Consider the following 24,506-nt stretch of genomic DNA (forward strand, 5'->3'; position numbering starts at 1 on the left):
GGATACGGGGTCGGCCTGCGAAGGGTTCGTGTGGGAAGGATCGGCGGTTGCGAGCGTGGGGTTGCAGCCCCGGGAGAAGATTTCGAACGCCGCCCGAGCGCCGGGGTTCCCAGAGGGCCTTGGGGGGATGGTAGGGGCTCGCGCATTGCGTCCGTCGCGTCGGAGGGGCCGTCACCATCCCGAGCGGAGCGCCGCGACGACCTCGCGAGCGGCTTCCTGGACCGCGACGTTCTCGCCGACCTCGATCCGTTCGCCTGCGCCGAGAGACGGGACGAAGGTCTCGGTGACGCGGAACCCTCTTCGCGACGCGAGGATGGAGCCGGTGCGGTTGTCGCGCCACTGGAAATCCAGCGTGATCTCGACCGCCTGTTCCTGCACGAGCCCGGTGTCGCGTGCGACGGAGCGCGCCCGGAGGCGCACATCGGTGATCGCGCCCGAGAGCGTGGTCTGCGCGTTCTGGCCGGTGCGAACCTGCCAGGGGGTTTGCTGCTGGATTTCCTTGACGACAGCGTCGGCGAGCCGGATCTCCATGCCGTACGCGAAGGAGAGGTTGTCGAACAGGCGGATCTCGACCGAGCCGATGTTCCTATCGAACGCGGTCCCGGTCGAATATCCCTGGCGCGGGTCCGACGCGCAACCGGCGAACGCGATCGACAGGACCGTGAGGGCGAGTGCGGCGAGGGCGCGGTTCACTGGTCCGGCTCCGTCTCGTCGTCGACAGCTTCCGCCGGCGATGGCCCTTCACCGCGATCCATCACGGTGTATTCCCAGCCGCGCGTGTCCATGATGTCCATGCCCTCGCGGGCGGCGTCGGAGGTGGGGTATTTGGCGATGAGCCGTTGCAGGGTCAGGCGCGCCGAGGGGAAGTCCTTGACGCGCAGGTACCAGCGCGAGGTGGCGAGCATCTGCTGGGCGAGGGTCTCATCAACGCGTTCGACGAGCGCCTCGTTGAGGCCGGTGGCCTGGGCTTCGGCCGGATAGAGGCGTTCGAAGCGCCTGATCCGCTCGCGCGCCTCGATGAGCGGGCGCGAGTCGCGCGCCGGCCCGCCGTAGCCGGCGATCTCGGCGTAGATGCGCCGCTTCTGGGCCTTCACGGAGTTGGGGCCCTGGGGGTAGTTGAGTAGGTAGAGGTCGTAGGCCTCGGTCGCGAGTTCCCAGTCGCGTCGCTCGAAGTAGAAATCGGCGAGGGCGATGGACGCCTGTTCGGCGATCGCGCTGCCGGGCAGTCGCTCCTGGGTGCGGATGAAGATCTCGACGGCGATATCGCCCGCGGGCTCGATGCGCATCCCCCAGAATTTCTTGCGTTTGCCGGCGGCGTAGGCGCGAGCGATCTCGTATTCGCGCTCGACCGCGACGACCATCTCCTCGCTCGAGGGGAAGGTGCGGATCAGGGCCTCGTAGTCGTAGAGCGCCTTGAACTCATCGCGCATCGCGACGCGCGCGTCGCCGCGCAGCCGGTACGCCTGGGGCAGCAGGGCGTGCTGGCGCGTCTCGTGCTGTCGGATGAACTCGTCGAGGATCGCCTTGGCGGCGCCTGGTCGGCCCTCGGCCAGCGCGCGCCGGGCTTCGCCGATGCGCCGGGTTTCCTCGTCGGGCGAGTCCAGCTCGATCTGGGCCCAGCCGGCGTCGTCGAGGGTGTAGGTCGTCGTCTGCGCGCTGGCGGCGCCCGTCGCGAGGGCGGCGATAAGCGCGATGGTCGGGATGGCGGAGCGTGGGTGTCGCGGCATCGGAAGGGGAGGATACCGGGGAATCAGCGTCTGCGCGGGTTCCGCGCGGCGCGACGCGACCGGCGCGAGCCCGGGTCGGCGTCGTCGTCGGGGCGTTCGGGGCTGTCCTGTTCGTGCTCGACGGCGCCGGCGCGCGGGTCGCGGTCGGCGTCGTCGTCGGTGGCGAGTTCGTCCCAGTCCTCAACGGTCGAGCCGTCGGGGATGCGCGCGAAGATAAGCTTGCCGGCGCTGGTCTGGAGGGAGGTGGTCACGATGAGATCGACGACCTTGCCGATGTACGGACGCCCGTTTTCGGCGACGATCATCGTGCCGTCCTCGAGGTAGCCGACCGCCTGCTCGGGCTGTTCGCCGGGCTTGATGAGCGTGACGCGGAGCTTTTCGCCCGGGATGAAGCTGGGCTTCATGGCGAGGGCCACGTCGTTGAGATTGATGACCGGCACCCCGTGGATCTTCCCGACGCGCGCAAGGGCGATGTCGGTGGTGAGGATCGAGCCGGTGAGCTGGCGGGCGAGTTCGACGAGCATCTGGTCGACGCTCTTGCCGGGAACGGGGGACTCGTCGACGCTGACATCGAGGCGCGGCGAGCGTTGCATCTTGCCGACGATCTCGAGCCCGCGCCGGCCGCGGGTCCGCTTCAGGCGTTCGGAGGAGTCGGCGAGGGCCTGGAGCTCGGCGATGACGAAGCGCGGGATGACGACGGGCGACTGGATGATGGCGGTCTCGGCGACCTCGAGGAACCGCCCGTCGATGAGCACGGAGGTGTCGAGGAGGAGCGGTCGCACGCCGCGGGTCTGCTTGGCGAATTCGACGTAGGGGATGACGAGGCGGAAGTCGTCCTTGGTCTGGAGGACGATGGAGACGCCGAGATAACAGAAGGCGACGCCGAAGAGAACCTTGATCGTGTTGACGATGCGGTTGTCCTGCAGCTCGTAGATCTGGGCGAGCAGATCGACGACCAGGCCGACGGCGAGGGCGGCGAGGACGCCTGCGACCAGCCCGAGGAAGACGCCCGAGAGCGTGGCGATCTTTTTGCCCGGGGTGAGGATGTCGATCGCGAGGAAGCCCAGGGCGATGGCGAGGCCGAAGATGAAGACGTATTGCCAGCCCCGGATGAGGAGGTCTTCCCAGTTGGACTTGTCGGCGGCGGCGTTCTTGCCCAGGTCGATGATGTAGAAGGTGATGACGACCAGGACGAGGGTGACGAAGGCGCCGCGCAGGATGGTCAGCAGCGTCCGGCGCCCCTGGGCGTCGGGATCGATGTATTTCGCTCGTCGAGCGTCCCGTGCGGTGTCGTCGGCCATTCACGAGAGTGTAGCGTGGGTGGACGCGACGAACGGGAGGCGGCCTACAGTCCGCTCGATCGAACGCCCTTGGGTTGACGGCCGGGCCCGGTGCGTGGGCGGCCCGTGAACCTGGTCAGAGCCTGACCGCAGCAGCCATAAGCGGTCGTCGTCCAGCGCCGCCGGTGTCCTGGCCGTCAACCCTCGGGCGTTCCTCCCTGTAGACTGTGCCCGTATGTCCTACACCGTCCTCGCGAGGCGATACCGCAGCCGGTCGTTCGACGAGCTCGTCGGGCAGGACGCCGTCGCGCGCACGCTCGCCAACGCCATCGAGCGGGGGCGCGTCGGGCACGCCTACCTGTTCTGCGGCACGCGCGGGGTTGGGAAGACCTCGCTGGCGCGCATCTTCGCCAAAGCCCTCAACGCTCCCGATGACAAGCCCAAGGATGTCGCCGAGGCGATCATGCAGGGGCGCGACACCGATGTGATCGAGATCGACGCGGCGTCGAACCGCGGCGTCGACGAGGCGCGCGAGCTCATCGCGAACTCGGTCTATCGCCCGATGCGGGGCCGGTACAAGATCTACATCATCGACGAGGTTCACATGCTCACGAGGGAGGCGTTCAACGCCCTCCTCAAGACCATGGAAGAGCCGCCCGAGCACGTGAAGTTCATCCTGTGCACCACCGAGGCGCACAAGGTGCCCCCGACGATCCAGAGCCGCTGCCAGCGGTTCGACTTCAAGAACATCGACTCGCGCCGGATCGGCGAGCACCTGCGCAGCGTGCTGAAGCAGGAGAAGGTCGAGGCCGAGCCCTCGGTCGTCGCGCAGGTGGCGCGTCTCGCGAACGGCTCGATGCGCGACTCGCTGACGCTGATGGACCGTCTCCTCGCGACGGGCGAGAAGAAGCTGACCTCGGCGCTGCTGCACGACATCCTGGGTTTGCCGCAGGGCGACCTGATCGACGCGCTGCTCGGCGCGTGCGCCGAGGGGTCGCTCAAGGGCGCGCTGGAATCGGGCGATGCGCTGCTCCAGAGCGGGGTGACCATCGACCAGGCGCTCGAGTCGATCGTCTCGCGGCTGCGCGACGTGCTGATCATCGCCGCGTGCGGGCACGACAGCGAGATCGCCGAACTCGAGGGCGAGGACCGCGAGCGGGCGGCGGCGCTGGCCGACCGTCTCGACGACGCGGGGATCGTGCACATGATCGCGCTGTGTGAGAACGCGGCCAGGTCGGCCCGCTCGAGCAGCACGCCGCGCGCGCTCTTCGACGCCGTCGTGGCGCGCATGGCGATGACCGAGCGCATCGCCGACGCGGCGGCGCTGGCTCGCTCGGGCGCTGCGTCCGGGCCCCCGGCCTCGGGCGGTCGCGCGCTGGCCGGCGCGTCGTCGGAGCCGCCAAAAAAAGCAGGAGCGCCGGCCGGCGGTGAACCCGCCCGGTCGGCGCGACCCGAGCCGACCGCCGACGCGAGAGGCGACGCGGCGCGCCCGGCCATCCCCTGCGCCGCAACTGGCGACCTATGGGCGTCGATGCGCGAGCAGGCCCCGCCCGGGGTTCGGTCCGTGCTGCGCCCGCTGACGCTGGCCGCGCAGACCCGCGATTCGATCACGCTGCGTGCTGGAGACGAGTACACGCTCAAGTTCGCGCAGAGCCGGCTGGACGCGATCCGCCAGTTCGCGTCTGAGCTGGCGGGGCGCCCGATCGGCGTGACGCTGGTCGGCGCGGCTCCGGCGAGGCGTGAAGAGGAACCGGGGGCAACGGGGGCATCGGGGGCTCCGGGGGCGCCGGGGGGGTCGGGTGCGAGGCCGCGGCCGGCGCAGTCCGGGCTGACGGTCGCCGAGCGTGAGGCGATGGAGCACCCGCTGGTGCGCACGGCGATCGATCTTTTCGGCGCGCGCCTGGTTCGGGTCGAGACCGACAGCGACGACGACCTCGCAGAGGGCCAGTCGAGGGAGGACGCAGGTGTTTGATCAGTTCAAGGCGATGGGCGCCCTCGCGGGCCTGATGAAGAACAAGGAGAAGCTGCGCGAAGCGGGCGAGCGGATGCAGTCCACTCTCGAAGCGGCGCGGATCGTGGGCCAGGCGGGCGCCGGGCTGGTGCGCGTCGAGGTGAGCGGGCGCCTGCGAGTGCTGCGCGTGGAGATCGACCCGGTGGTCGCGTCGTCGATGGGCGACGAGCGGAGCCGGCGCGAAGCGGAGTCGATGATCACCGAAGCGGTGAACGACGCGATGCGCGCCGCGGAGCGCGTGATCCAGCAGGAGAGCCAGCGCATGGCGCGCGAGCTGGGCATCGAGGACATGCCCGGGATGGAAGGGCTCACCAGGATGCTGGGCTCGTGAACCTTCAACGATCCTCTTCGCGAGGCGGGTACCCCGAGTCGGTGGAGCGTCTCATCGAGCGGTTCGCGAAGCTCCCCGGCATCGGGCGTCGCACGGCGGAGCGGCTCGCGTTCTGGGTGCTCAAGGCGGAGAAGGCCGACGCGATGGCCCTTGCCGACGCGATCGCCGAGGTGAAACGCTCCATCCGGCACTGCGACATTTGTTTCAATCTCTCCGAGACGCAGCCCTGCGCCGTGTGTTCGGACACGCGCCGGGACCGGGGCGTGGTGCTGGTGGTCGAGCAGCCGCGCGACCTGATCGCGCTGGAGCAGACGGGCGTGCATCGCGGCGTGTACCACGTGCTGCTGGGGCGGGTCTCGCCGCTGGAAGGGGTGGGGCCCGACGATGTGACGATCGCGCAGCTGGTGGCGCGCGTGACGGACCCGTCGAAGAACTGCGCGGGCGAGCCGGTCCGCGAGGTGATCCTCGGGCTGAACCCCACGCTCGAGGGCGACGGCACGGCGCTGTTCATCGCCGAGGCGCTGCAGGGCGCAGGCGTGAGGCTGACCCGCCTGGCGAGGGGGGTGCCCAGCGGGAGCCAGCTGGAATACGCGAGCAAGGCGGTCCTGACCGACGCGCTCGCCGGGCGCCAGCGGATGGAGTGAGCGGCGCGCTCGGCCCTCGTCTCGGCTATTCTCGAATCCGTCTCGTTCTGTTCCCGTGACCCCCTCTGGTTGGATGACCATGCGCTTCGACACTTCACAACAGATGAAGTTGGGCCAGCAGATGAAGCTGGCGCCGCGCATGATCCAGTCGATGGAGATCCTGCAGATGCCGATGCTGGCGCTGCAGGAGCGGATCGAGCAGGAACTGGCGAGCAACGCGACGCTGGAGACCTTCGAGCCGGGCGCGGACCGGGCCGAGATCGACGAGATCCGCAAGGAAAGCGACCGCGACGCCACGGAGAACGAGCGGGAGCTCAAGGTCGACGACGACGGGAACGCGTCGGACTTCGAGCGGCTCGACTCGATGGAGGAGAGCTACGCCGAGGCGGTCGAGAACCAGTACGAGGCGTCGGCGCTGCCATCGCGGCTGCGCGAGGAGTGGGACTTCGGCGCCAGCGGCGTCCGCGCGGCGCGCGACAGCGGCGAGCGCGACGGCAAGATGGACGCGATGGCCAACACCGCCGGGCGCGGGGCCAGCGTCGGCGATCAGTTGCTCGAGCAGTGGCTGTTCGCGCCGGTCGACGATCGCACGCGCGCGCTCGGGAAGGTGCTGATCGAGTTCGTCGACGACGACGGGTATGTGCGCACGCCCCTGGAGCAGGTCGTCGACCAGACGCCGCAGGACCTCAAGCCGGTGACGATCGAAGAGATCGAGCGGGCGCTCTACGCGCTGCAGCTGTTCGTCGAGCCGGCGGGCGTGGGCGCGCGCGACCTGCGCGAGTGTCTGCTGCTGCAGGTGGACGCGGCGGACGAGGACGACCCCAGCGAGGACTGGACGCTGACGCGCCGCTTGATCGACGAGCACCTCGACGACGTGCTGCACAACCGGCTCCCCAAGGTGGCCGAGGCGCTCGGGATGAGCATGGAGCAGGTGAAGGGCGCGATCGAGCACATGCGCCGGCTGCGCACCTCGCCCGGGCGCGAGCTGGTGCAGGACACGCCCCCGGCGATCATCCCCGACGCCGTCGTCGAGTACCACGAGGACGAGGACCGCTACATCTCGTACCTGACCGACGGGCTGCTGCCCAACCTGCGCATCAACCGCGAGTACGCCGAGATGCTGCGCGACAAGGACGCCGACAAGACGACGAAGGAATTCATCAAGAAGAACCTGACGAACGCGACCTGGCTGATCGACGCGCTGCAGCAGCGCAAACGCACGCTGCAGCGGGTGCTGAACGTCGTGGTCGACGCGCAGCGCGACTTCTTCGACCTCGGCCCTCAGGCGCTGCGCCCGCTGCCCATGACGCAGGTCGCCGACCAGCTGGGCGTGCACGTCGCGACGGTCTCGCGCGCCGTCGCCGACAAGCACCTCATGACGCCACGGGGTGTCTTCCCGTTACGCAAGTTCTTCACGGGCGGGACGCAGACCGACACCGGTGAAGAAGTTTCGTGGGACGCGATCAAGGCGGCGCTCAAGGAAGTCGTCGACGCGGAGGACAAGTCCAAGCCGCTGAGCGACGACGCGATCGCCAAGGCGCTCGCGGACCGCGGCGTCGAGATCGCGCGGCGCACCGTCGCCAAGTACCGCGACCAGCTCAGCATCCCGTCGGCGAGGATGCGGAAGCAGTATTGAAACGGAAGGCAGCGCGGAGCAGGGAGTAGGCAGCAGGAGGAACGGCTCCCCGCTGTCTTCTTACTTCGTTCCCGCCAGCGCGCGGACGGTCATGTCGAAGCGTCGGACCATGCTCGAATAGAGCCCGTAGACGATGATCGTCAGGAGCGCTGCGCCGACGGCGGCGCCGATGGCCAGCGAGGTGCGCGCCGCGCCGAGGCCGCCCTCGGAGATCGTGGAGCTCATGCCCTCGGTCGGGTTGACGATCGCGAAGAGCAGCGTCGCCGGGTTGAGCGCCGCGAGGGCCGGGCCGACGTACGCGGCGCCCCTTCCGGCCTGCCAGCCGCAGAGCCCGACGATGCCGGTGATCGCGGCGATGACGCCGAAGGCGAAGATGACCGAGCCGATCGTGCCCTTGCTTTTGACGCTCCACTGCAGGCTGATCAGAACGACGAAGGCCATGAAGGGCAGCGCGAGCAGCGGGGCGAGCAGCGCGCCTTCGGGCAGGACCGCCGGCGTGTCGATCGTGCCCCCGATGAGCCGGTCGGTGACGAGGACGCCCCCGTCGCGACCGAAGCCCCCGGCGAGCACGTAGAGCGACGCGAGCGCGAGCGTCGCGAGGGGGACGCACAGGAAGGGCAGCAGGAAGGCGATGAGCCCGCGGAGCTTGCCTCGCAGATAGTCCCTGGGCGTGATGGGCGTGGTCAGCAGGATGTCGAGCGACCCGTCCTCGCGCTCGCGCGAGACGGCGGTGGCGCTCATGTTCACCGCGACGAGCGTGATGACCGCGAGTTGCGTCCAGACCGTCGCGAGAAGCGTGAAGCGGAACCCCGTGTGCGACATCCCGCCGCCGTGATAGAACGCGAGGATGCCCAGCGCCCACAGCAGGCCCACCGCGATGAACGCGTAGCGCGCGACGAGGTTCGCGCCCGAGCCGGCGCGGCTGGCGGCCTCGCGCCAGGCGATGGAGTTGTTCCAGACATGGCGCGGCGGGCGGCGGCGCTCGGCGCTGCCCTTGCGCAGGATGCGCCGGATCAGCCCCACGCGTTCGACCCCGACGACGCGCCGGGTGACGAAGGCGCTGACGGTGACGAGCGCGACGCTCAGCCCGGCGGAAAGCCAGCACCACAGGAGAACCGGGCTCCCGAACCACACCCTGGCGAGGGCGGACATCTGCCCGAGGGTGATGGGGTCGGGGCGCCGGTAGTCGGAGGGGCTGAGCAGGGCCTGGAGGGCGAGGAATGGGTTGAGCGGAGTGAGCGCCGTCACGCCGCCGTAGCCGGCGGGTGAGCTGGCGCGCAGGGCGAGATCGATCGCGTAGGTCGCGCCGAGGTACGAGACGACGGAGATGTAGAACGCGAAGACGGCGCGCCGCCCGGCGATGCGTCCGACCGAGAGGAAGACCGCGATGGAGCCGACCAGGAGGGCGGCGCAGGCGGCGATGAGGTAGGAAAGGACGATGGAGCGTCCCGGGACGCCGCCGAAGTACTGGGTGATCGCAAAGAGGGGCAGGGACGAGAAGAGCAGGGCCAGGATGAAGAAGAGCCGGCCGAGGAGGTTGCCCAGAACGATCTGCCCGGGGGAGAGGGGGGTGCTCAGAAGCACCTCCCAGGTGCGCGGGTTGGCTTCCTGGGCGATGGCGCCGGCCATGAACACCGGGGCGAGGAGGCAGATGAGCGCGATCTGGAGATAGGCGACGGCCTCGAACGAGGATGCCCCTGCGGCCGCCAGATCGCGGTAGGACAGCGCCCCGGCCCCGGCGCGCAGGAGCAGGGACCACAGCAGCACCGCGATGAGGACGGCGAGGTACGCCGTCCGGATGTACATATGGCGCGTCCGACGCGACCCGCCCTGGACGATCCGGACGACGATCGGGTTGGTGGGCCCCAGATTGAGCAGCCAACGCAGGACGGCGGGCATGGAGGCGATAGTAGCAAACGGGAGGACGCCCGGGCGGTGCGGGGTGGGTGAGGGGGCGCTTGCCGGGATGGGTCGTCTTGATGTATCCTGCACAGACACCGGCGATCGCCGGCGATGCATGACTCACGCCGCGCCGGGCGATTGCCCGCGACGCGGAGACCCCCGGTCGAACACCCCCGATGTGCTGGGGCGACCGGGCGCCGCGCCAGGCCACCCTTGATTCGGTCGGCGGCGGATAGATCGGGCCTACTTCCCCTCTGCGCGTCCTTCTGCCGCTTTTCGCGAAGGCACTCCCTCCAGTCCACGCCTGACAGGCACGAACAAGGAGTACGCCGGCGCGCACGCTGCGCCGGCGATACGAGGCATGGATCAGCCGCCGCGGAATCTCTCCAGACGCTGCTCGCACGGTTCGGTTCGAGGCGCCTTGTCGTCGCGAACGGGTCGGTGCGAGGTGTCGGCGATGGTCCCGGCGACTGCGGAGCGAGCGCGCCTGGCCTGAATCCGTCCCTGGGTCCCGTGTGAGCGCAGGCATCTCCGACGATGCGCCCGGCGGCGCTGCGCGATCGTTCGTGCCGCGCGGGTTGTGTTCGTACGGAAAGGCCAGGGCGCGATGCTCTTTGAGATACTCAACGGACTTGGACAACTCGCGACCGGTTCCCCCGGTTCCCCCGGTTCCCCCGGTTCCCCCGGCGCCCCCGGCGCATCCGGGGGGCCAGCGCTGAGCGGGGGCGCGTCGTGGGTCGTCGGGATTTTCGCGGGTGTGCTGATCGGCGCCGCGATCGGCTTCGCTGTGGTGCGGTTCTCGGCTCGTGGCGCGGTGAGCCGCGCCCGGGTCGAGGCGGCGCGAATGGTCGAGGACGGGCGTCGCCAGGCCGAGGACGCGGCACGGGCGGCCACGCTCGACGCCGAGAAGAAGGCCCTCGAGAAGCAGCGAAGGGCCGACGCCGACGCCGAGGCCAAGCGGGCGGAGCTGCGCGAGGACGAGAAGCGGCTCAAGAAGCGCGAGGACCTGCTGGACCGCAAGCTCGAGACGCTGGCCTCCAAGGAGGAGACGCTCACGAAGGAGCTGGCGTCCCTGGAGGCGCGCGCCGAGAAGCTCGCGACGCGCGAGGACGAGGTGGCGCAGACCCTCGAGAAGCAGACCCAGAAGCTCGTGCAGATCTCGGACTGGTCGCGTGAGAAGGCCCGCGAGGAGTTGCTCCGCCGGGTCGAGGAGGAATCCCGGCTCGATGTCGCCAAGGTCACTCGCCGCATCATCGACGACGCGCAGAGCGAGGCGAAGGAGCGTGCGCAGGAGATCCTGCTGCAGTCCATCCAGCGGTACGCCAGCGAGACCACCAGCGAGAGCACGGTGCGGAGCGTGCCCATCCCCAGCGACGACATGAAGGGGCGCATCATCGGTCGCGAGGGCCGCAATATTCGCGCGATCGAGAAGGCCACCGGCGTGGACATCCTCGTCGACGACACGCCCGGCGTGATCGCGGTCTCGTCGTTCGACAAGGTGCGCCAGGCGGTCGCGGTCGAGGCGCTCCAGCGACTGGTGGCCGACGGGCGCGTGCATCCGACGCGCATCGAGGAGGTCGTCGAGCAGGTCCGCAAGGAGATGGAGGAACGCGTCGTCAAGTACGGCAAGGACGCGGTCCTCGAGGCCAAGCTGCGCGGCGTGCATCCGAAGGTGCGCGACGCGATGGGCAAGCTCCACTTCCGAACTTCGTACGGGCAGAACGTCCTGCGCCACAGCATGGAGGTCGCGTTCCTCTCGCAGATCATCGCGGACCAGCTGGGCATGGATGGGCGCGTCGCGCGGCGCTGCGGTTTCCTCCACGACATCGGCAAGGCGATGGACCACGAGATGGAGGGCGGGCACCCCAAGATCGGCATGGAGTTCGCGAAGGCCCACGGCGAGGAGGAGCCCGTCCTCAACGCGATCGGGGGCCACCACGGCGACATCCCGGCGACGAGCTGGTTCACCCCCATCGTGATGGCCGCCGACGCGGTCAGCGGCGCCCGGCCCGGCGCGCGGCGCGAGTCCCTCGAGAAGTACATCCAGCGCCTCGACCACCTGCAGGGCATCGCCCTGGCGGAGCACGGCGTGACGGAAGCGTTCGCGATCCAGGCGGGTCGCGAGGTTCGCGTGATGGTCGACGCCGGGCGCGTGGGCGACGACGAGGCCCTGCTCATCGCGAAGCGCATCGCCGACAAGGTCAGCGAAGAGATGACCTTCCCGGGTGAGATCAAGGTGACGGTGCTGCGCGAGACGAGGGCGGTGGAGTACGCGCGGTGATCAGTTTGGGAGCAAGGTCAGGCGAAGGACCTGCTGCACGCGTGTGCTCTCGATCAACTCCAGGCCGTAGGTGTCACGCAGTGCCGCGTTGACCGACTCGATCGAGCCGGGGTCAAACCGGATCGCCGGGAGCACGAAGGCGCCATCGAGAGCGGTGTGGTCCAGCACGACTCGCCCCATCGCCTGTTCCAGTGTTGTCACGAGTGATCCGATCGGCGCCCCGTCCTCTGCGGCGAACTCTGTCGGGGAGTGGCGGTAGCCGCGATTCTGCGGGGCTTTGTTCAAATCCACTTTCGCGTTTTCGGATCTGATCAGCCGCCAGACTTTGGTTTCCGTCTCGACGAGCGATGCGTCGTAGCCCATGCCCTGCGCGGCAAGATTGGCAGCTGCGATACGGAGCGAGAACGCGGGGCTTTCGGTAGGCCAGCGAACTACGAGGTCGTACACATCTTCGGTGGATGGATGATTCGGAGGGAATTCGATCTGCCCAGGGCGGAGGCCGCTCACGCGTGCGAGCACTGCGCGCGGAGTGAGTCGCGTGAGCGAGAACGCATCGCCCGAATCGATGCCACCACCCGGAGAGTAGGGGTTCTTCCGGACGATGATCTGGAACTCCGGGCGGTGGCGGGGTGCGGCGGAGAGGGGGTCGCTGCCAGCGATGAAGTCCTTGGCGTTGCGTGCGAGGTCTTCGTACGCCACCGCCAGATCTTTGCGTTCCGCGGTCTCGAAGTCGAACGCGTCCATCTGCCCTTCGATGTATCCTCGAAGGGTTTCTCGCGTCAGGGACTTCGGGTGGACAACTCCGGCGACGACGCCGCTTTGGTTGATGATGATCGTTCGCGGGATCGCGCGCACGCCGTAGGCGCGAAAGGTCGCGCCGTTGTCGTCGTGCGCTATCGGGAACTTCATGGAGCGGTGTTCGAGAAACTGTCGTGTCGTCTCGGGGGGTTCGTCTGTGACTGCGAGGAAGACCACATCGTCGCGCTCAGCGAACTGATCGTGAATCTCGTTCAGGTGCGGGATCGCCGCGACGCACGGGCCGCACCAGGTCGCCCAGAACTCGAGAACGACGACCTTGCCCCGAAGTTCTTCGAGCGTGCGCGGCGCGTCCGCTGGCGCGTTGGTGATCTCTTTCAGCGTGAGCGGAGGCGCCGGGTCTCCCGGGCGAGGCAGCGCGAAGGCGGCCGCGGACAGCAGCGCGAGTGCGGCGACGGTGGTGGCGATTCGATTGAGCATTGGCCGGAACCCTCCCGTTTGGGTGAAGGGCTCCAGCGTACCGCGCCGGGGTGGGGTTACACAAGAGGTCTTTGCGCGGATTCCCGGGCGGGGTCACGGATCCCCACCGTTTCTCCCACGATGTACAGCGGGCGGTTCTTCACCTCGTCGTAGATGCGACCCAGATATTCCCCGATCAGGCCGATCGCGATCAACTGGATGCCGCCCAGGAAAAGGACGAGCGTCACGAGGGTGGTGAAGCCGGTGAAGGCGGTCTCGACGCCGGTCAGGCGCTTGATCACGAAGTACGCGGCGACGAGGAAGCCGAAGGCGCTCACGAGCGCGCCGGCGGCGATCATGAGGCGGAGGGGTTTGTAGGAGAAACTCAGGACGCCGTCGGCGGCGTAACGGAAGAGGCGCGAGAAGGTCTGCTTGGGCTCGCCCCCGAGGCGCGCGTCGCGGTCGTACTCGACGACGCGCTGCTCGAAGCCGATCCACGCGCGCAGGCCGGGGAAGAAGCGGTTGCGCTCGGTGAGGCGCTGCATCTGCTCGAGCGCGGGCTTGCCGAGCAGACCGAAGACGCCGGTCTGCGCCGGGATCGGGAAGTCGGTCATCCAGCGGAAGCCGAGGTGGAACCCGCGGAGGAGCAGGCCGCGCAGGCCGGTCTCGGCGCGCGAGCGGCGCACGGCGAGGACGACCTGCGCGCCGTCTTCGCGCCACGCGCGCACGAGGTCGGGGATGACCTCGGGAGGGTCCTGCAGGTCGGCGTCCATGATGATGGCTGCGTCGGCGCTGGCGTGCGCGAGGCCCGCGGTGATCGCGGGCTGGTGCCCGAAGTTGCGCGAGAGGGAGAGCAGGCAGAAGCGCGGGTCGCGCGCGTGCTGCTCTCGGATGAGTCGCGCCGTTGTATCGCGGCTGCCGTCGTTGACGAGGATGACGCGCCACTCGCAGCCCGGGATCGAGTCGCAGACGCGTGTCAGGCGCTCAAAGAGCGTCGCGAGGATCGCTTCCTCGTTGAACACGGGGATGACGAGGTCGAGCGTGAAGCGCTGCGCCGGGGCGTCGCTCGCCGGCTTGGGCTCGATCAGCGTCGCGTCGCTGGTGGGCGTGTGGGGCATCCGGGGAGAAGTGTAGTGGTCACGGCGCGCCGGCGGCGGGGCGGCGGGGCGGGATGTAGGCCCGTCCGAGAATCTCGCCGGCGTCGCGCATGTCGGCGCGGAACGGGCGAACGACGGGCGTGGCGGCGAAGGGCTCGAGTTCGACGAGGTCGGGGAAGCGAGCACGCAGGTCGTCGAGGTAGGCGCGGTCCGGTTCGCGCGAGGGTTGTCCTTCTCGGGGCTCGTCGCCGATTTTCCAGACGACCATGCCGCCGCGGGCGAGGACATCGTCGTCGGTCAGCCAGAAGGTGCGCGCCGGGTCGGCGTGGATGTAGACCGACGCGCGCGAGGGCCCGTACCAGGAGACGAGCCCGCCGTACCACTCGTCGGCGAGGACGATGGGGAGCGGGACGCCGGGGTTGCGCAAACTCCATTCCGCCTCGATGTTCTTCGCGAGCGAGCGCCCGTCGAAGTTGGTTCGCTTCGCGTCGTTTCTGGCGATCGGCGCGACGGAGTTGTCGAGGAGGTACGCGCCCATCGCGAGCATGAAGAGCACGGCCCACGCGGTCATGAGCGGGCGGATGCGAGAGCGGCGCGGGTCGAACAGCATGCACGCGGCGAGGAGCGCCGGGACAGCGATGAGCATGGGGGTGCCCCACATGGAGCGAAGGCGGGCGCCGGTCAGCATGGAATACGCGATCATCGCGAGCACCGGCCCGAGGGCGATCAGCGCGAGGTAGAGGAATCTGGTCGGGGCGGCGGCGCGCTCGCGCGAGAATCGCCCCCCGGCGGCGAGGAGGGGCACGAGGGCGAACACGCACGCGAATGTCTGCGCGAGGAGGAACTTGAGGGGGTGCGTGAGGTGGTCGAGGATCTCACGCTCGCCCGCGCTGGCGCGGGCCATGCCGTAGCGGAGGGTGATGAAGTCGGTCTCGAGCATCCAGCGGAAGTGGGGGAGGAAGACCAGCGTCGCGACGACGCCGGCGAGGTAGGGACCCGGCGTGCGCAGGGAGCGTCGGCCCGAGGGCGAGAGGAGCACAAAGAGCGCGAGCGGCGGCAGCGCGAAGGCGGCGAGGTACTTGGTGAGCATCGCGCCGCCGAAGAGCACGCCGACGCTGATCCAGTGGGGGATGGAGCGCCGGTCGAGAGCGCGCCAGAAGCAGAGAAAGAGCAGCCCCCAGAGCGGGATCTGGAGGACATTGACATTGAACTCGGGGCTGGTGAAGTGCATGTAGTTCACGCCGACGAGCAGCGCGATCGTCGAGAGCGCGGCGCGCCCTTCGTCGAGAAGGTCGCGCGCGAGGCGCCACATCGCGAGCGAGCAGATCGCGACGCAGAGTTGCGAGAGGGCGTAGAGCGCGATATCCGAGCGTTGCCCTACGACGGCCGCGATCTCGGCGGCCCATGCCGACAGCGGCGGGTGCTTGTCGTAGCCCATCGACCACTCGCGTCCCCAGGCGAGCGCTTCGATGACGTCGAGGGGGAGACTCGTGTTGGTCAGGGTCGGGAGGATCGTCCACGCCAGCGCGTGCGCCAGCACGAGGAGCGGGACGAGGGCGCGTGCTCGGGAGGCGAGCCAGTCGAGCGCGTTGGGCGGGGAGGTGCTGAGCGGTTCCACGGGCGGGAAGCATACCCCGAACGCGGGAACGGCTGAGCGGGCGCCTTGCATGTCGGTCGCGGCCGGTGTTTGATGGCTGCGCATGGGTTCGCCACCGCTCATCTGGGTCATCGGCGACGGGAAGGCCGGGCACGAGAACCAGTCGATGGGCCTGGCGCTGGCGATGACACGCCTGACGGGAGCGAGAGTCGAGCGCCGTGGTGTGGAGCGCGCTGGCGTCCTGTCGCGCGTCTTCGCCGGGGCGCCCCCGGTCGGTGAGGGAGGAGCGCCGTGGCTCGCGATCGGCGCCGGGGCGTCGACGCACGCGACGGTGCTCGCGTGCGGGCGCGTGCACGGGGCGAAGACGGTGGCGCTGATGAACCCCGGGTGGCGCCGTCGCCGGTTTGATCTGTGCGTGATCCCCGAGCACGACGGCGTGCGTGAGGGGGGGCGCGTGGTGGTTACGAAGGGTGCGATCAATCTGGTGCGTCCGTCGCTGGCCCGGGAAGAGCGTGCCGGGCTGGTGCTCGTGGGCGGGCCTTCGAAGCATCACGGGTGGGACGGAGCGGAGATCGCGAGGCAGGTGCGTGCGATCGTGGAGCGGAGCGGCGGGGATCGCGCGTGGACGCTGACGACCTCTCGGCGCACGCCTCTGGAGACGCTGGACGCGCTGGAGCGCGCGTTCGCGGACGCCCCGGCGCTGCGGGCGCGCGTGTCGATCTGGCCAGTGGAGCGGACCGATCGGGAGTGGCTGCTCGCGCGCTACGCCGAGAGCGCCGAGGTCTGGGTGAGCGAGGACAGCGTGTCGATGGTGTACGAGGCGCTGACGAGCGGCGCGCGGGTCGGGCTGCTGCGGGTCGACAGGGTCGGCGACGGCGGGCGCGTCGTGCGCGGGCTCGACGCGCTGCTGCGCGACGGCTGGGCGACCGGGTTCGAGGAATGGTCGCGCAGCGGCGCGCTGCGTCCGCCGCCGGGCGTGCTTGACGAGGCGGACCGCGTCGCCCGCGTGGTCTCGGATCGGTTCGGCTTCGCCGGGGGGGCGGCGTGACGGCGAACCCCCGGCGATTGACGGTCGTGCAGTGCGTGCCCGCGCTGCAGGGCGGCGGCGTGGAGCGCGGGACGCTCGAGATCTCACGCGCGATCGTCGGGCGAGGGCACCGATCGATCGTGATCAGCGAGGGGGGGCGTCTGGTCGACCAGCTCCGGCGCGAGGGAGGCGAGCACACGCTCTGGCCGATCGGGAAGAAATCGCTCGCGACGCTGCGCCTGGTCGGGCGTCTGCGTCGTTTCTGCGAGAACGAGCGCGTCGACATCCTGCACGCGCGTTCGCGCGTCCCGGCGTGGGTGTGCCTTCTCGCGTGGCGCGGGATGCCCGAGGCGACGCGACCCCGGTTCATCACGACGATGCACGGGGTGCATTCGGTCAGTCGCTACAGCGAGGTGATGACCCGGGGCGAGCGCGTCATCGCGGTGAGCGAGACGGTCCGCGCGCACATCGCGGGAGAGTACCCGCGATGCGATCTGTCCAGGGTGACGGTGATCCCGCGCGGCGTGGACGACGACGAGTTCCCGTACGGGTTGCGGCCCAGCGAGGAATGGCTTGGCGCGTTCCGGCGCGAGCGCGCGGGGTGCGAGGGGCGTTTCGTCGCGCTGCTGCCGGGGCGTGTGACGCGCCTCAAGGGGCACGCGGACGCGGTGCGGGCGCTGCACGCTGCGCGCGAGCGCGGCGTCGACGCGCACCTGCTCGTCGTGGGGGGCGTCGACCCGAAGAAGGAGTCGCTTCGCCGCGAGGTTGAAGAGCTGGCGCGTTCGCTGGGGGTGGCGGAGCGTGTGGAGTTCGTCGGGCACCGATCGGACATCCGTGAGTGGATGTGCGTGAGCGACGCGGTGCTGGCGTGCTCGACGCAGCCGGAGTCGTTCGGGCGCACGGCGCTGGAGGCGGTAAAACTCGGTCGCCCGGTGATCGGGTACGACCACGGGGGCGTGGGCGAGGTGATGCGCGAGGTGTTCCCGTGGGGTCTCGTGCCCCCGGGCGACTGGCGCGCGATGGGGGAGCGGATTGTTGAGTGCGCGAGGGTGCGCCCAGTGGTCGAGAGGACCGGGCTGTACACGCTGCGCGCGATGCAGGACGCGACGATCTCGCTGTACGAGGAGGCCGCTCGTGGGTGAGACTGCGGCGCTGCGCGTCCTCCATCTTGTCTGCGGCGAGCACGAGCGGGGCGGGATGCAGAAGCACGTGCTCGACCTGACAGCGGCGCAGCGCGCGGCCGGCGACACCCCGGCCCTCGCGGCGCACCCGTCCTTTGGCGAGTTCGTCGCGCCCGGGGTCGAGCTGATCCCGCTGGACACGGCGCGCAGCCGGCGCGACGCGTCGCTGCGCGAGGATGTCCGTGCGGTCATCGCGAGGTGGAAGCCGGATGTCGTGCACGCGCACGCCGGCAAGGCGTCGGCGGTCGTCGCGTCGCTTCTGCCGCTGGACTGCGCGACCGTCTCGACGGTGCACGGGCTGAAGCGCGACCTGCGCGCCCCGGCGCGGTTCGATCGCGTGATCGCGGTGAGCGAGTTCGCGGCGCGGCGCCTCCCGGAGGGCAGGTGCGTCGTGGTGCTCAACGGCGCGGACCCGGCGCGGCCGGGATCGGACACGCCGGCGACACTCGCGGGGTTCTTCGGGGGCGACGGGGGCGACGGGAATGATCCGATCGCGATCGCGGTTGGGCGCCTGGCGCCGGTCAAGGGGTTCGATACGGCGATCCGCGCCTGGGCGCGGGTGGAGCGCGGGCGCCTGTTGATCGTCGGCGACGGTCCCGAGCGGGCGCGTCTCGAGCGTCTGGTGCGCAGGCATGGGCTGGGCGGGCGCGTCGCGTTCGCCGGGACGCGTGCCGATGGGGGAGCGCTGATCTCGCGTGCGGCCCTGCTGGTCGCGCCCTCGCAGCGCGAGGGATTCCCGTATGTCGTGGTCGAGGCGCTGCTCGCGCGCGTGCCGATCGTGACGACGACGACCTCCGGCGCGTCGCCCATGATTCCCGGGCCGTTCCTCGTTGCGCCGGGGCGTCCGAAGCGACTGGCGGCGGCGGTGCGGCGAGCGCTGGACGACCCCCAGGGCGCGAGAAGGGAGTTTGCCCCGGTGTTCGCCCGGGCGTCGGAGGAGCTCACCTTGGCCGGGATGGCGAAGGGGACCCGCGATGTCTACTTGAAGGCCATCGCCCACGCTCGCACTCGCACGCCCTGAGCGCGGTATGCTGGTGCGCAAAGGGAGTGTGCCTCATGAGCGAGTCCAGGAGTGGCGGTTCCGACGCGAAGAAGGGCGGCAAGCTGTTCAAGATCGGCGTGGGTCTGGGCGCGCTGGCGCTCGGGCTGGTGCTGGTGTCGGCGCTGCTCTTCGTGGTGCTGATCGACGGGATCGCGAAGCGTGGGATCGAGCGGGGCGGCACATACGCCCTCGCGGTTCCGACCACGCTCGACAGCGCGAGCGTCGGGCTGATGTCGGGTTCGTTCAGCATGGCCGGCCTCGAGGTGAAGAACCCCGAGGGCTTCACGGCGCCGCACTTCCTGAAGCTCGGCGACGGCAGCGTGAATGTGACGCTGGGCTCGCTCACCAAGGATGTCGTGGAGCTGCCCACGCTGACGCTGAGCGGGATTGATATGTACCTGGTCAAAGAGGGCGGCAAAGCCAACTACCAGGTGATCATGGACAACCTCAAGCGGTTCGAGACCGAAGAGAAGCAGAAGCCCGCGACAGACGACGGGAAGAAGTTCGTCATCCGGCGTGTCGAGCTCAACGACGTGACGGTTCGCGCGACGGTGCTGCCCATCGGCGGCGCGGCGAACACCGTGGATGTGAAGATCCCGCAGATCGTGTTGAACGATGTCGGTTCGGGCGGGAAGAGCGTCTCGATGGCGCAGATCATGGACATCGTGATCAAGGCGGTTTTCTCGACTGCGATCAGTCTCGACGGCGCGCTGCCGGGGGACATCGCGGACGGTCTGAAGGGCGGGCTCGCGCAGCTGGGGTCGCTTGGCGACATGGGCGTCGGCGTCGCGGCCCAGGTGGGCGGGCAGGCGGTCGAGGTGATCGGCGGCGTCGCGGGCGAAGCGGGCAAGGCGATCGAAGGGGTGGGCAAGAACGTCGAAGACGCCGCCAAGGGGATCACGAACCTGTTCGGCGGCGGGAAGAAGGACGAGCCCAAGAAGGACGACAAGTGATCGCGGTCGCCCTGCGCGACGGAAGGAGTAGTTGAGGATGCGTGCAACGAGTCTGATCGCCAGCGTGGTGTTCTCGCTGTCTGTTCTGGGCGGCGCGAGCTGCGGCCAGGCGACGGGGCCCTCCCCGGTCTCTGGCGCTGTGCCTTCGGCGAGCGGGTACGAGCTCGAGACGCTGGTGAAGGGGCTCGCGCACCCGTGGTCGATGGCGTGGCTGCCCAACGGCGACATGCTCGTCACTGAGCGCCCCGGCCGGCTTCGCGTCGTGCGTGATGGGCAGCTGCTGTCTGAACCGGTGGCCGGCGTGCCGGAGGTGCTCGCGTTCGGTCAGGGCGGGCTGATGGAGGTCTCGCTGCACCCTCGGTTCGAGCAGACAAAGTGGGTGTACCTGACCTATTCCGCGGGGACGCGCAACGAGAACCGCACGGTGATCGCGCGCGGGACGCTCGACGGGAACACCCTGCGCGATGTCAAGGTGATCTTCGAGGTCAACCGGCTCAAGAGCGGCGGGCAGCACTTCGGGTCGCGCATCGCGTGGATGAAGGACGGGACGATGCTCGTCGCGATCGGCGACGGCGGGAACCCGCCGGTGCGCTATCAGGGCGAGCTGATCCGCAACCTCGCCCAGGACAGGACCTCGCACACCGGCAAGGTGCTGCGCCTCAACGAGGACGGGACCCCGGCGCGAGATAACCCCTTCGCCGAGGGCGAGGACGGCGCGCCGGCGGTGTGGTCGTACGGGCATCGCAACATTCAGGGGCTGGCGATCGATCCTGAGACCGGGAAGGTCTGGGCGAACGAGCACGGGCCTCGCGGCGGCGACGAGCTGAACCTGATCGAGCCCGGGAAGAACTACGGCTGGCCTGTCGTGACCTACGGGCGCGAGTATTTCGGGCCGGCGATCTCGGATCAGACGAGCAAGCCGGGGATGGTCGACCCCACGCTGGTGTGGACGCCCTCGAAGGCAGCGAGCGGGCTGGTGGTGTACCGGGGCGACGCGTTCCCCGAGTGGCGCGGCGACCTGTTCAGCGGCGCGCTGATGTTCCAGGAGGTCCGGCGCGTGACCATCAAGGACGACAAGGTCGTCCACGAGGACGCGATCAAGATCGGCTCGCGCGTGCGCGATGTGCGCGAGGGGCCGGACGGGCTGCTGTACGTGCTGACCGACGAGCCGAACGGCGAGCTGATCCGCATCAAGCCCAAGCGGACGCGCTGACGCGTCTCACGGGCTGCAGACGGCGAGGAAGTCCTGGAAGCCGACGCCGGGGAGGCGCACCACCTCGGGGTAGTGGTCGTACGGGCGCCCGTCGCGGAAGTGTCGGTTCTGGAGCTGGTGTCGCTGGTCGAATTCGCTCGCGGTGATGACGCGCACCTCGGTGAAATGGCGGTGCAGCAGGTCGAGGTAGTCGGCGCCGATCTCTCGGATCGCTTCGCCGCGACGCTGCGGGTATTCGACGGTCTTGTCGTGGGCGAGAACTTCCGTGAGGAACGCGCGTCCGCCCGGCTTGAGGACGCGTCGGATCTCGCGGACGGATTGTTCGAGGTCGTCGGGGAGCGCGAGGACGTGCGAGACGAAGACGGCGTCGTAGGAGGCGTCGCCGAAGGGCATGGCCTGGATGTCGGCCTTGAAGTCGACGTCGTTGCGGAAGAGGTCGGCGGTGTGGTAGGCGCGGAAGACGCGTCGGAAGAGGGGCTGGAAGCAGAACTCGGGCGCGATGTGCAGGGCGGCCTTGTCGGAGGGGTCCCACTCGCGGAAGAGTCGCTCGAAGCAGAGCTGCTGGAAGCGGTGTCGCTCGACGGCGCCGCAGCGGGGGCACTTGGAGTCGGTGCGCGTGAAGTCGGGCGTGCGCGACATGCGCTTGTCTTTGAAGGGCCCGTGGTAGCCGCAGACCGGGCAGTCGTACCGCGGTTTGCGCGGGTGCATGATGCGGAAGAGCGGCGGTCTGACGACCCGCTTGATGCTTTCGGAGAGTGTGGTTCGCATTCGTTGTGGAGAGATTATCTTGGTTTGGTGTCGGGGGTGTCGCCGCGGTGGTTGAGGAATCCCTGGCTCCAGCGGGAGTCATCCCAGGCGTCGCGCGTGGGATTGGAGCGTTCGAGTTGTTCGAAGCGTTGCCACGCGTCGTCGAGGCGTCGCCGGATGCGGCGGGCGCCGACGGGGCGCACGAGGGAGGCGACGGGGATGAAGGCCGGGTCGCCGTAGCCGTCGATGAGGAAGAGCGTCCAGGCGCCGTCGGGCTCGTGTCGGGCGACGATGTTGTGGTCGAGGAGCGCGCGGGTGACGATGTTCTCGCGCAGGAGGAACTCGCCGAAGTCGTCGAACGCGGTGCGCAGGCTGGCGAGGGGGATTCCGTCACAGACGAGGTTGCGGACGGTGCGTGCGATGCGCCCGTCTGCGTCGCGGATCAGGTCGAGGACGATGCCGGGGCCGAGGTCGGTGTCGACGGCGCCGTGGCAGCGCGGGAGGTGGGCGAAGCGGTCGCGCAGCCTGCGCTGGAGCGCGCTGAGTATCGTGCGCTCGTGCTGGTTGTCGTCGATGGAGCGCCGGAAGCGAGCGGGGACGAGTCGCCCCGGTTTGTCGAGTCGCCCGAAACGGTCGTCGTCGGTGCGGTTCACCTTGACGCACAGCGCCGGGTTGCCGGGGTGGACGAAGCAGAGGCGTCGCCCGCCCACGGCGAAAGGTTCGGCGCCGCGCAGGGTGATCATGCGCGCAGCCCCCGCTTTCCGGCGCGCAGGCGGAGTCGGAACGCGAGCGCGTTGTCCTTGCCGGAGACCTTGATGCGCGGGATCGCGAAGGGGTCGGCGAAGGGGCGTGCGGCGATGTCGCTCTCCGTGGTGAGCGCGCCGAGGTAACCGGCGTCGCGCGCCATCGCGGCGTGGCGTGGCTCGAAGTGACCGAAGGGGTAGGCGAAGGTGGGCGCGTCGGCGCCGAAACGCTCGAGGAATACGGAGCGCGGCTCGGCGATCTCGCGGCGCGCCTGGTCATCGGGGATGGAGGGGAGGTGGGCGTGGGTGATGGTGTGCCCGCCCAGTTCCCAGCGCCCCGTCGCGAGCAGGGCGCGCACCTGGTCGTCGGTGAGCTTGGGCTCGGACGCGAGCTCGTCGTCGGCGTGGTGCGCCTTCTTCTTGCTGGACCAGCCACCGGAGCGGTCGGCGACGAGGTAGAGCGTGGCGCGGGCGTTGTGTTTCGCGAGCACCGGGTCGGCGGCGAGCAGGTTGTCGGCGTACCCGTCGTCGAAGGTGAGGCAGACCGCGCCGTCGGGGAGTGCGGCGTCGGCGAGGAGTTCGGACGCGAAGACGAAGCGGGCGCCGCGACCGGCGAGCAGCGCGATCTGGCGTTCGAAGTCGCGCGGCGGGACGCGGAGCTTGTTGAAGCGGGCGCCGGGCCTGTGCGCCGAGACCATGTGGTACATCAGGACGCGGGGTCGCGAGGAGGGCAGGGCGGGTCTCCACCAGGCGTACCGGTGGCTGAACCATCCTGCGGCGAGGGCTGCAACGCCCGCTCCGGCGGCCAGGGTGAGCGTTACTGGTTCCACGGCCAAGGATAGGGCCCGGCGTCGTCGTCGCCGTGAGGCGCGAGGCGCGAGGCGTGGTGAAAGCGGAGAGGGGGGGATTCGAACCCCCGAGAGAGCAAGCTCTCTACCGGTTTTCGAGACCGGCCCATTCAACCGCTCTGGCACCTCTCCGTGGGTGAGTCCCGGTTGGGGGTCGGAGTGTAGATCGGTCCCTCGCGGGAGGCGAATGAGGGGGGCTCACGCCGTGGCACCGGCGGGGCTGGACGCTCGGATCTGCGCCGAGGCGGCCCGGATTTCCTCGGCGACTTCCTCGAAGACGGGGCCGAAGCGTTTGAGGGTGTCTGGCGAGCAGAAGACGGCGTCGAGGGCGTTGAGCTTGTGGTCGTCGCCGTGGAAGACATGGCCGATATGGGCGAGGACGAAGCCGCGCCGTTCGAGAAAGGCGATGAGTTCGGAGAGCAGCGGGGTGGTGGGCCCGTACGCGCGGTAGAGCCATGTCTCGAGCAGGAGCATGGAGCAGGTCTGGAGCGCGACGGCGGCGCCCTGGAGGATGGCGAGCTCGGAGCCTTGGGTGTCGATCTTGATGAGGTCGGGGGTGGGCAGGGAGTCGATCGCGATGAGGTCGTCGATGCGGCGCACCGGGACGGTTCGCGTCTCGAACTGCTCGCCGCCGTGGATCTGGAGCGTGGTGGAGCCGGCGGCGGTGCGCTTGGAGATGTGGAGGGTGGTCTGGCCGCTGGCGTTGCCGAGGGCGATGGGGTGCTGGGTGAACTGTTCGCCCACGGTCTGGACGACGGTCCTGCGGGCGTCCTCGGGGGAGCGGACGGCGGCGAGGGTGGTTTCGTCGTGGTAGCGACCCTCGGCGTCGGTGAGGGGGTCGAAGAGGTGGTAGGTCGCGTCTGGGAAGACGCTCCTCACCTGCCAGGACCACGCGCCGTTGGACGAGCCGACATCGTAGATGACGCGCGGGTCGAAACCGGCCAGCGCGAGCCGGGTGAAGAGTGCGCATTCCTCGGCGGCGAACGGGACATGGTGCGACATCGAGAACTCCTGGGCGCTGGCGGGTCACG

The 24,506-nt window shown here is 69.5% G+C and carries 21 protein-coding genes, 1 tRNA gene and 1 other RNA gene; 11 read left to right on the plus strand and 12 right to left on the minus strand.

Annotated features, from left to right (window positions below; genetic code table 11):
- Window positions 1-171: 171 nt before the first annotated feature.
- Genes KF684_09845 through KF684_09855 form a run of 3 tightly spaced genes read right to left on the minus strand, consistent with a single transcriptional unit; the run spans window position 172 to window position 3,028 of the window.
- Entirely contained in the window at window positions 172-693 is a 522-nt protein-coding gene (locus KF684_09845; GenBank protein MBX3353226.1) for a hypothetical protein, read from the minus strand.
- Complete coding sequence (bamD, locus tag KF684_09850; protein ID MBX3353227.1) at window positions 690-1,727, minus strand: outer membrane protein assembly factor BamD; 1,038 nt, start codon at window positions 1,725-1,727, stop codon at window positions 690-692. The genes KF684_09845 and bamD overlap by 4 nt, the downstream gene beginning before the upstream one ends.
- A gap of 23 nt (window positions 1,728-1,750) precedes the next feature.
- Entirely contained in the window at window positions 1,751-3,028 is a 1,278-nt protein-coding gene (locus tag KF684_09855; GenBank protein ID MBX3353228.1) for a hypothetical protein, read from the minus strand.
- Window positions 3,029-3,107: 79 nt separating this feature from the next.
- Between KF684_09855 and ffs the strand changes: the two genes are divergently transcribed.
- The 5 genes from ffs (at window position 3,108) to rpoN (ending at window position 7,629) form a co-directional block, all read left to right on the plus strand.
- Window positions 3,108-3,206: signal recognition particle sRNA small type (gene ffs / locus KF684_09860), an RNA gene on the plus strand.
- A 36-nt stretch (window positions 3,207-3,242) separates the two neighbouring features.
- Window positions 3,243-4,979: a DNA polymerase III subunit gamma/tau gene (gene dnaX / locus KF684_09865; GenBank protein ID MBX3353229.1), complete on the plus strand. Its 1,737-nt coding sequence runs from the start codon at window positions 3,243-3,245 to the stop codon at window positions 4,977-4,979.
- The gene (locus KF684_09870) at window positions 4,972-5,349 is read left to right on the plus strand and encodes a YbaB/EbfC family nucleoid-associated protein (GenBank protein ID MBX3353230.1); all 378 of its coding nucleotides are present in this window, start codon (window positions 4,972-4,974) and stop codon (window positions 5,347-5,349) included. The genes dnaX and KF684_09870 overlap by 8 nt, the downstream gene beginning before the upstream one ends.
- Window positions 5,346-5,993, plus strand: a complete 648-nt coding sequence (recR, locus tag KF684_09875; protein MBX3353231.1) for a recombination mediator RecR — start codon at window positions 5,346-5,348, stop codon at window positions 5,991-5,993. The genes KF684_09870 and recR overlap by 4 nt, the downstream gene beginning before the upstream one ends.
- A 103-nt stretch (window positions 5,994-6,096) precedes the next feature.
- A complete protein-coding gene (gene rpoN, locus KF684_09880) occupies window positions 6,097-7,629 on the plus strand; it encodes an RNA polymerase factor sigma-54 (GenBank protein ID MBX3353232.1) in 1,533 nt (510 codons plus the stop codon).
- A 60-nt stretch (window positions 7,630-7,689) separates the two neighbouring features.
- On the opposite strand, the gene KF684_09885 is transcribed toward rpoN, so the two are convergent.
- On the minus strand, window positions 7,690-9,528 hold the full coding sequence (locus KF684_09885; protein MBX3353233.1) for an ABC transporter permease subunit: 1,839 nt from the start codon (window positions 9,526-9,528) through the stop codon (window positions 7,690-7,692).
- A gap of 760 nt (window positions 9,529-10,288) precedes the next feature.
- Between KF684_09885 and rny the strand changes: the two genes are divergently transcribed.
- Window positions 10,289-11,812, plus strand: coding sequence for a ribonuclease Y (gene rny, locus KF684_09890; GenBank protein MBX3353234.1), 1,524 nt, complete (start codon window positions 10,289-10,291; stop codon window positions 11,810-11,812).
- Here the strand turns inward: rny and KF684_09895 are convergent, their stop codons facing one another.
- From KF684_09895 to KF684_09905, 3 genes are read right to left on the minus strand one after another with little or no spacing between them, the layout of a single operon-like run.
- Window positions 11,813-13,048 (minus strand): redoxin domain-containing protein, encoded by a 1,236-nt coding sequence (locus tag KF684_09895; GenBank protein MBX3353235.1) that lies wholly within the window; start codon window positions 13,046-13,048, stop codon window positions 11,813-11,815.
- Between the two features lie 56 nt (window positions 13,049-13,104).
- Entirely contained in the window at window positions 13,105-14,145 is a 1,041-nt protein-coding gene (locus KF684_09900; GenBank protein MBX3353236.1) for a glycosyltransferase family 2 protein, read from the minus strand.
- A 19-nt stretch (window positions 14,146-14,164) separates the two neighbouring features.
- Entirely contained in the window at window positions 14,165-15,742 is a 1,578-nt protein-coding gene (locus KF684_09905) for a glycosyltransferase family 39 protein (GenBank protein ID MBX3353237.1), read from the minus strand.
- Window positions 15,743-15,824: 82 nt separating this feature from the next.
- On the opposite strand from KF684_09905, the gene KF684_09910 reads away from it, so the two are divergent.
- Genes KF684_09910 through KF684_09930 form a run of 5 tightly spaced genes read left to right on the plus strand, consistent with a single transcriptional unit; the run spans window position 15,825 to window position 21,137 of the window.
- Window positions 15,825-16,769 carry a mitochondrial fission ELM1 family protein gene (locus tag KF684_09910; protein ID MBX3353238.1) on the plus strand — a complete coding sequence of 315 codons (945 nt, stop codon included), beginning with the start codon at window positions 15,825-15,827 and terminating at the stop codon, window positions 16,767-16,769.
- Window positions 16,766-17,890, plus strand: coding sequence for a glycosyltransferase family 4 protein (locus KF684_09915; protein ID MBX3353239.1), 1,125 nt, complete (start codon window positions 16,766-16,768; stop codon window positions 17,888-17,890). Before KF684_09910 ends, KF684_09915 begins: the two co-directional genes overlap by 4 nt.
- Window positions 17,883-18,950, plus strand: a complete 1,068-nt coding sequence (locus KF684_09920) for a glycosyltransferase family 4 protein (GenBank protein ID MBX3353240.1) — start codon at window positions 17,883-17,885, stop codon at window positions 18,948-18,950. Before KF684_09915 ends, KF684_09920 begins: the two co-directional genes overlap by 8 nt.
- A gap of 35 nt (window positions 18,951-18,985) precedes the next feature.
- Window positions 18,986-19,924 carry a hypothetical protein gene (locus tag KF684_09925; GenBank protein ID MBX3353241.1) on the plus strand — a complete coding sequence of 313 codons (939 nt, stop codon included), beginning with the start codon at window positions 18,986-18,988 and terminating at the stop codon, window positions 19,922-19,924.
- Between the two features lie 37 nt (window positions 19,925-19,961).
- A complete protein-coding gene (locus tag KF684_09930; GenBank protein MBX3353242.1) occupies window positions 19,962-21,137 on the plus strand; it encodes a PQQ-dependent sugar dehydrogenase in 1,176 nt (391 codons plus the stop codon).
- Between the two features lie 6 nt (window positions 21,138-21,143).
- Here KF684_09930 and KF684_09935 read toward each other — a convergent pair whose 3' ends face one another.
- The 5 genes from KF684_09935 to KF684_09955 form a co-directional block, all read right to left on the minus strand.
- On the minus strand, window positions 21,144-21,905 hold the full coding sequence (locus tag KF684_09935; GenBank protein MBX3353243.1) for a class I SAM-dependent methyltransferase: 762 nt from the start codon (window positions 21,903-21,905) through the stop codon (window positions 21,144-21,146).
- 14 nt (window positions 21,906-21,919) lie between these two features.
- A complete protein-coding gene (locus tag KF684_09940; protein ID MBX3353244.1) occupies window positions 21,920-22,627 on the minus strand; it encodes a hypothetical protein in 708 nt (235 codons plus the stop codon).
- Window positions 22,624-23,457, minus strand: coding sequence for a polysaccharide deacetylase family protein (locus KF684_09945; GenBank protein ID MBX3353245.1), 834 nt, complete (start codon window positions 23,455-23,457; stop codon window positions 22,624-22,626). The genes KF684_09940 and KF684_09945 overlap by 4 nt, the downstream gene beginning before the upstream one ends.
- A 63-nt stretch (window positions 23,458-23,520) precedes the next feature.
- Window positions 23,521-23,607, minus strand: a tRNA-Ser gene (locus KF684_09950).
- A gap of 66 nt (window positions 23,608-23,673) precedes the next feature.
- The gene (locus tag KF684_09955; protein MBX3353246.1) at window positions 23,674-24,477 is read right to left on the minus strand and encodes an FkbM family methyltransferase; all 804 of its coding nucleotides are present in this window, start codon (window positions 24,475-24,477) and stop codon (window positions 23,674-23,676) included.
- Window positions 24,478-24,506 lie beyond the last annotated feature (29 nt).

It is taken from the genome of Phycisphaeraceae bacterium (genome assembly GCA_019636675.1).
Taxonomy (GTDB): domain Bacteria; phylum Planctomycetota; class Phycisphaerae; order Phycisphaerales; family UBA1924; genus JAHBXC01.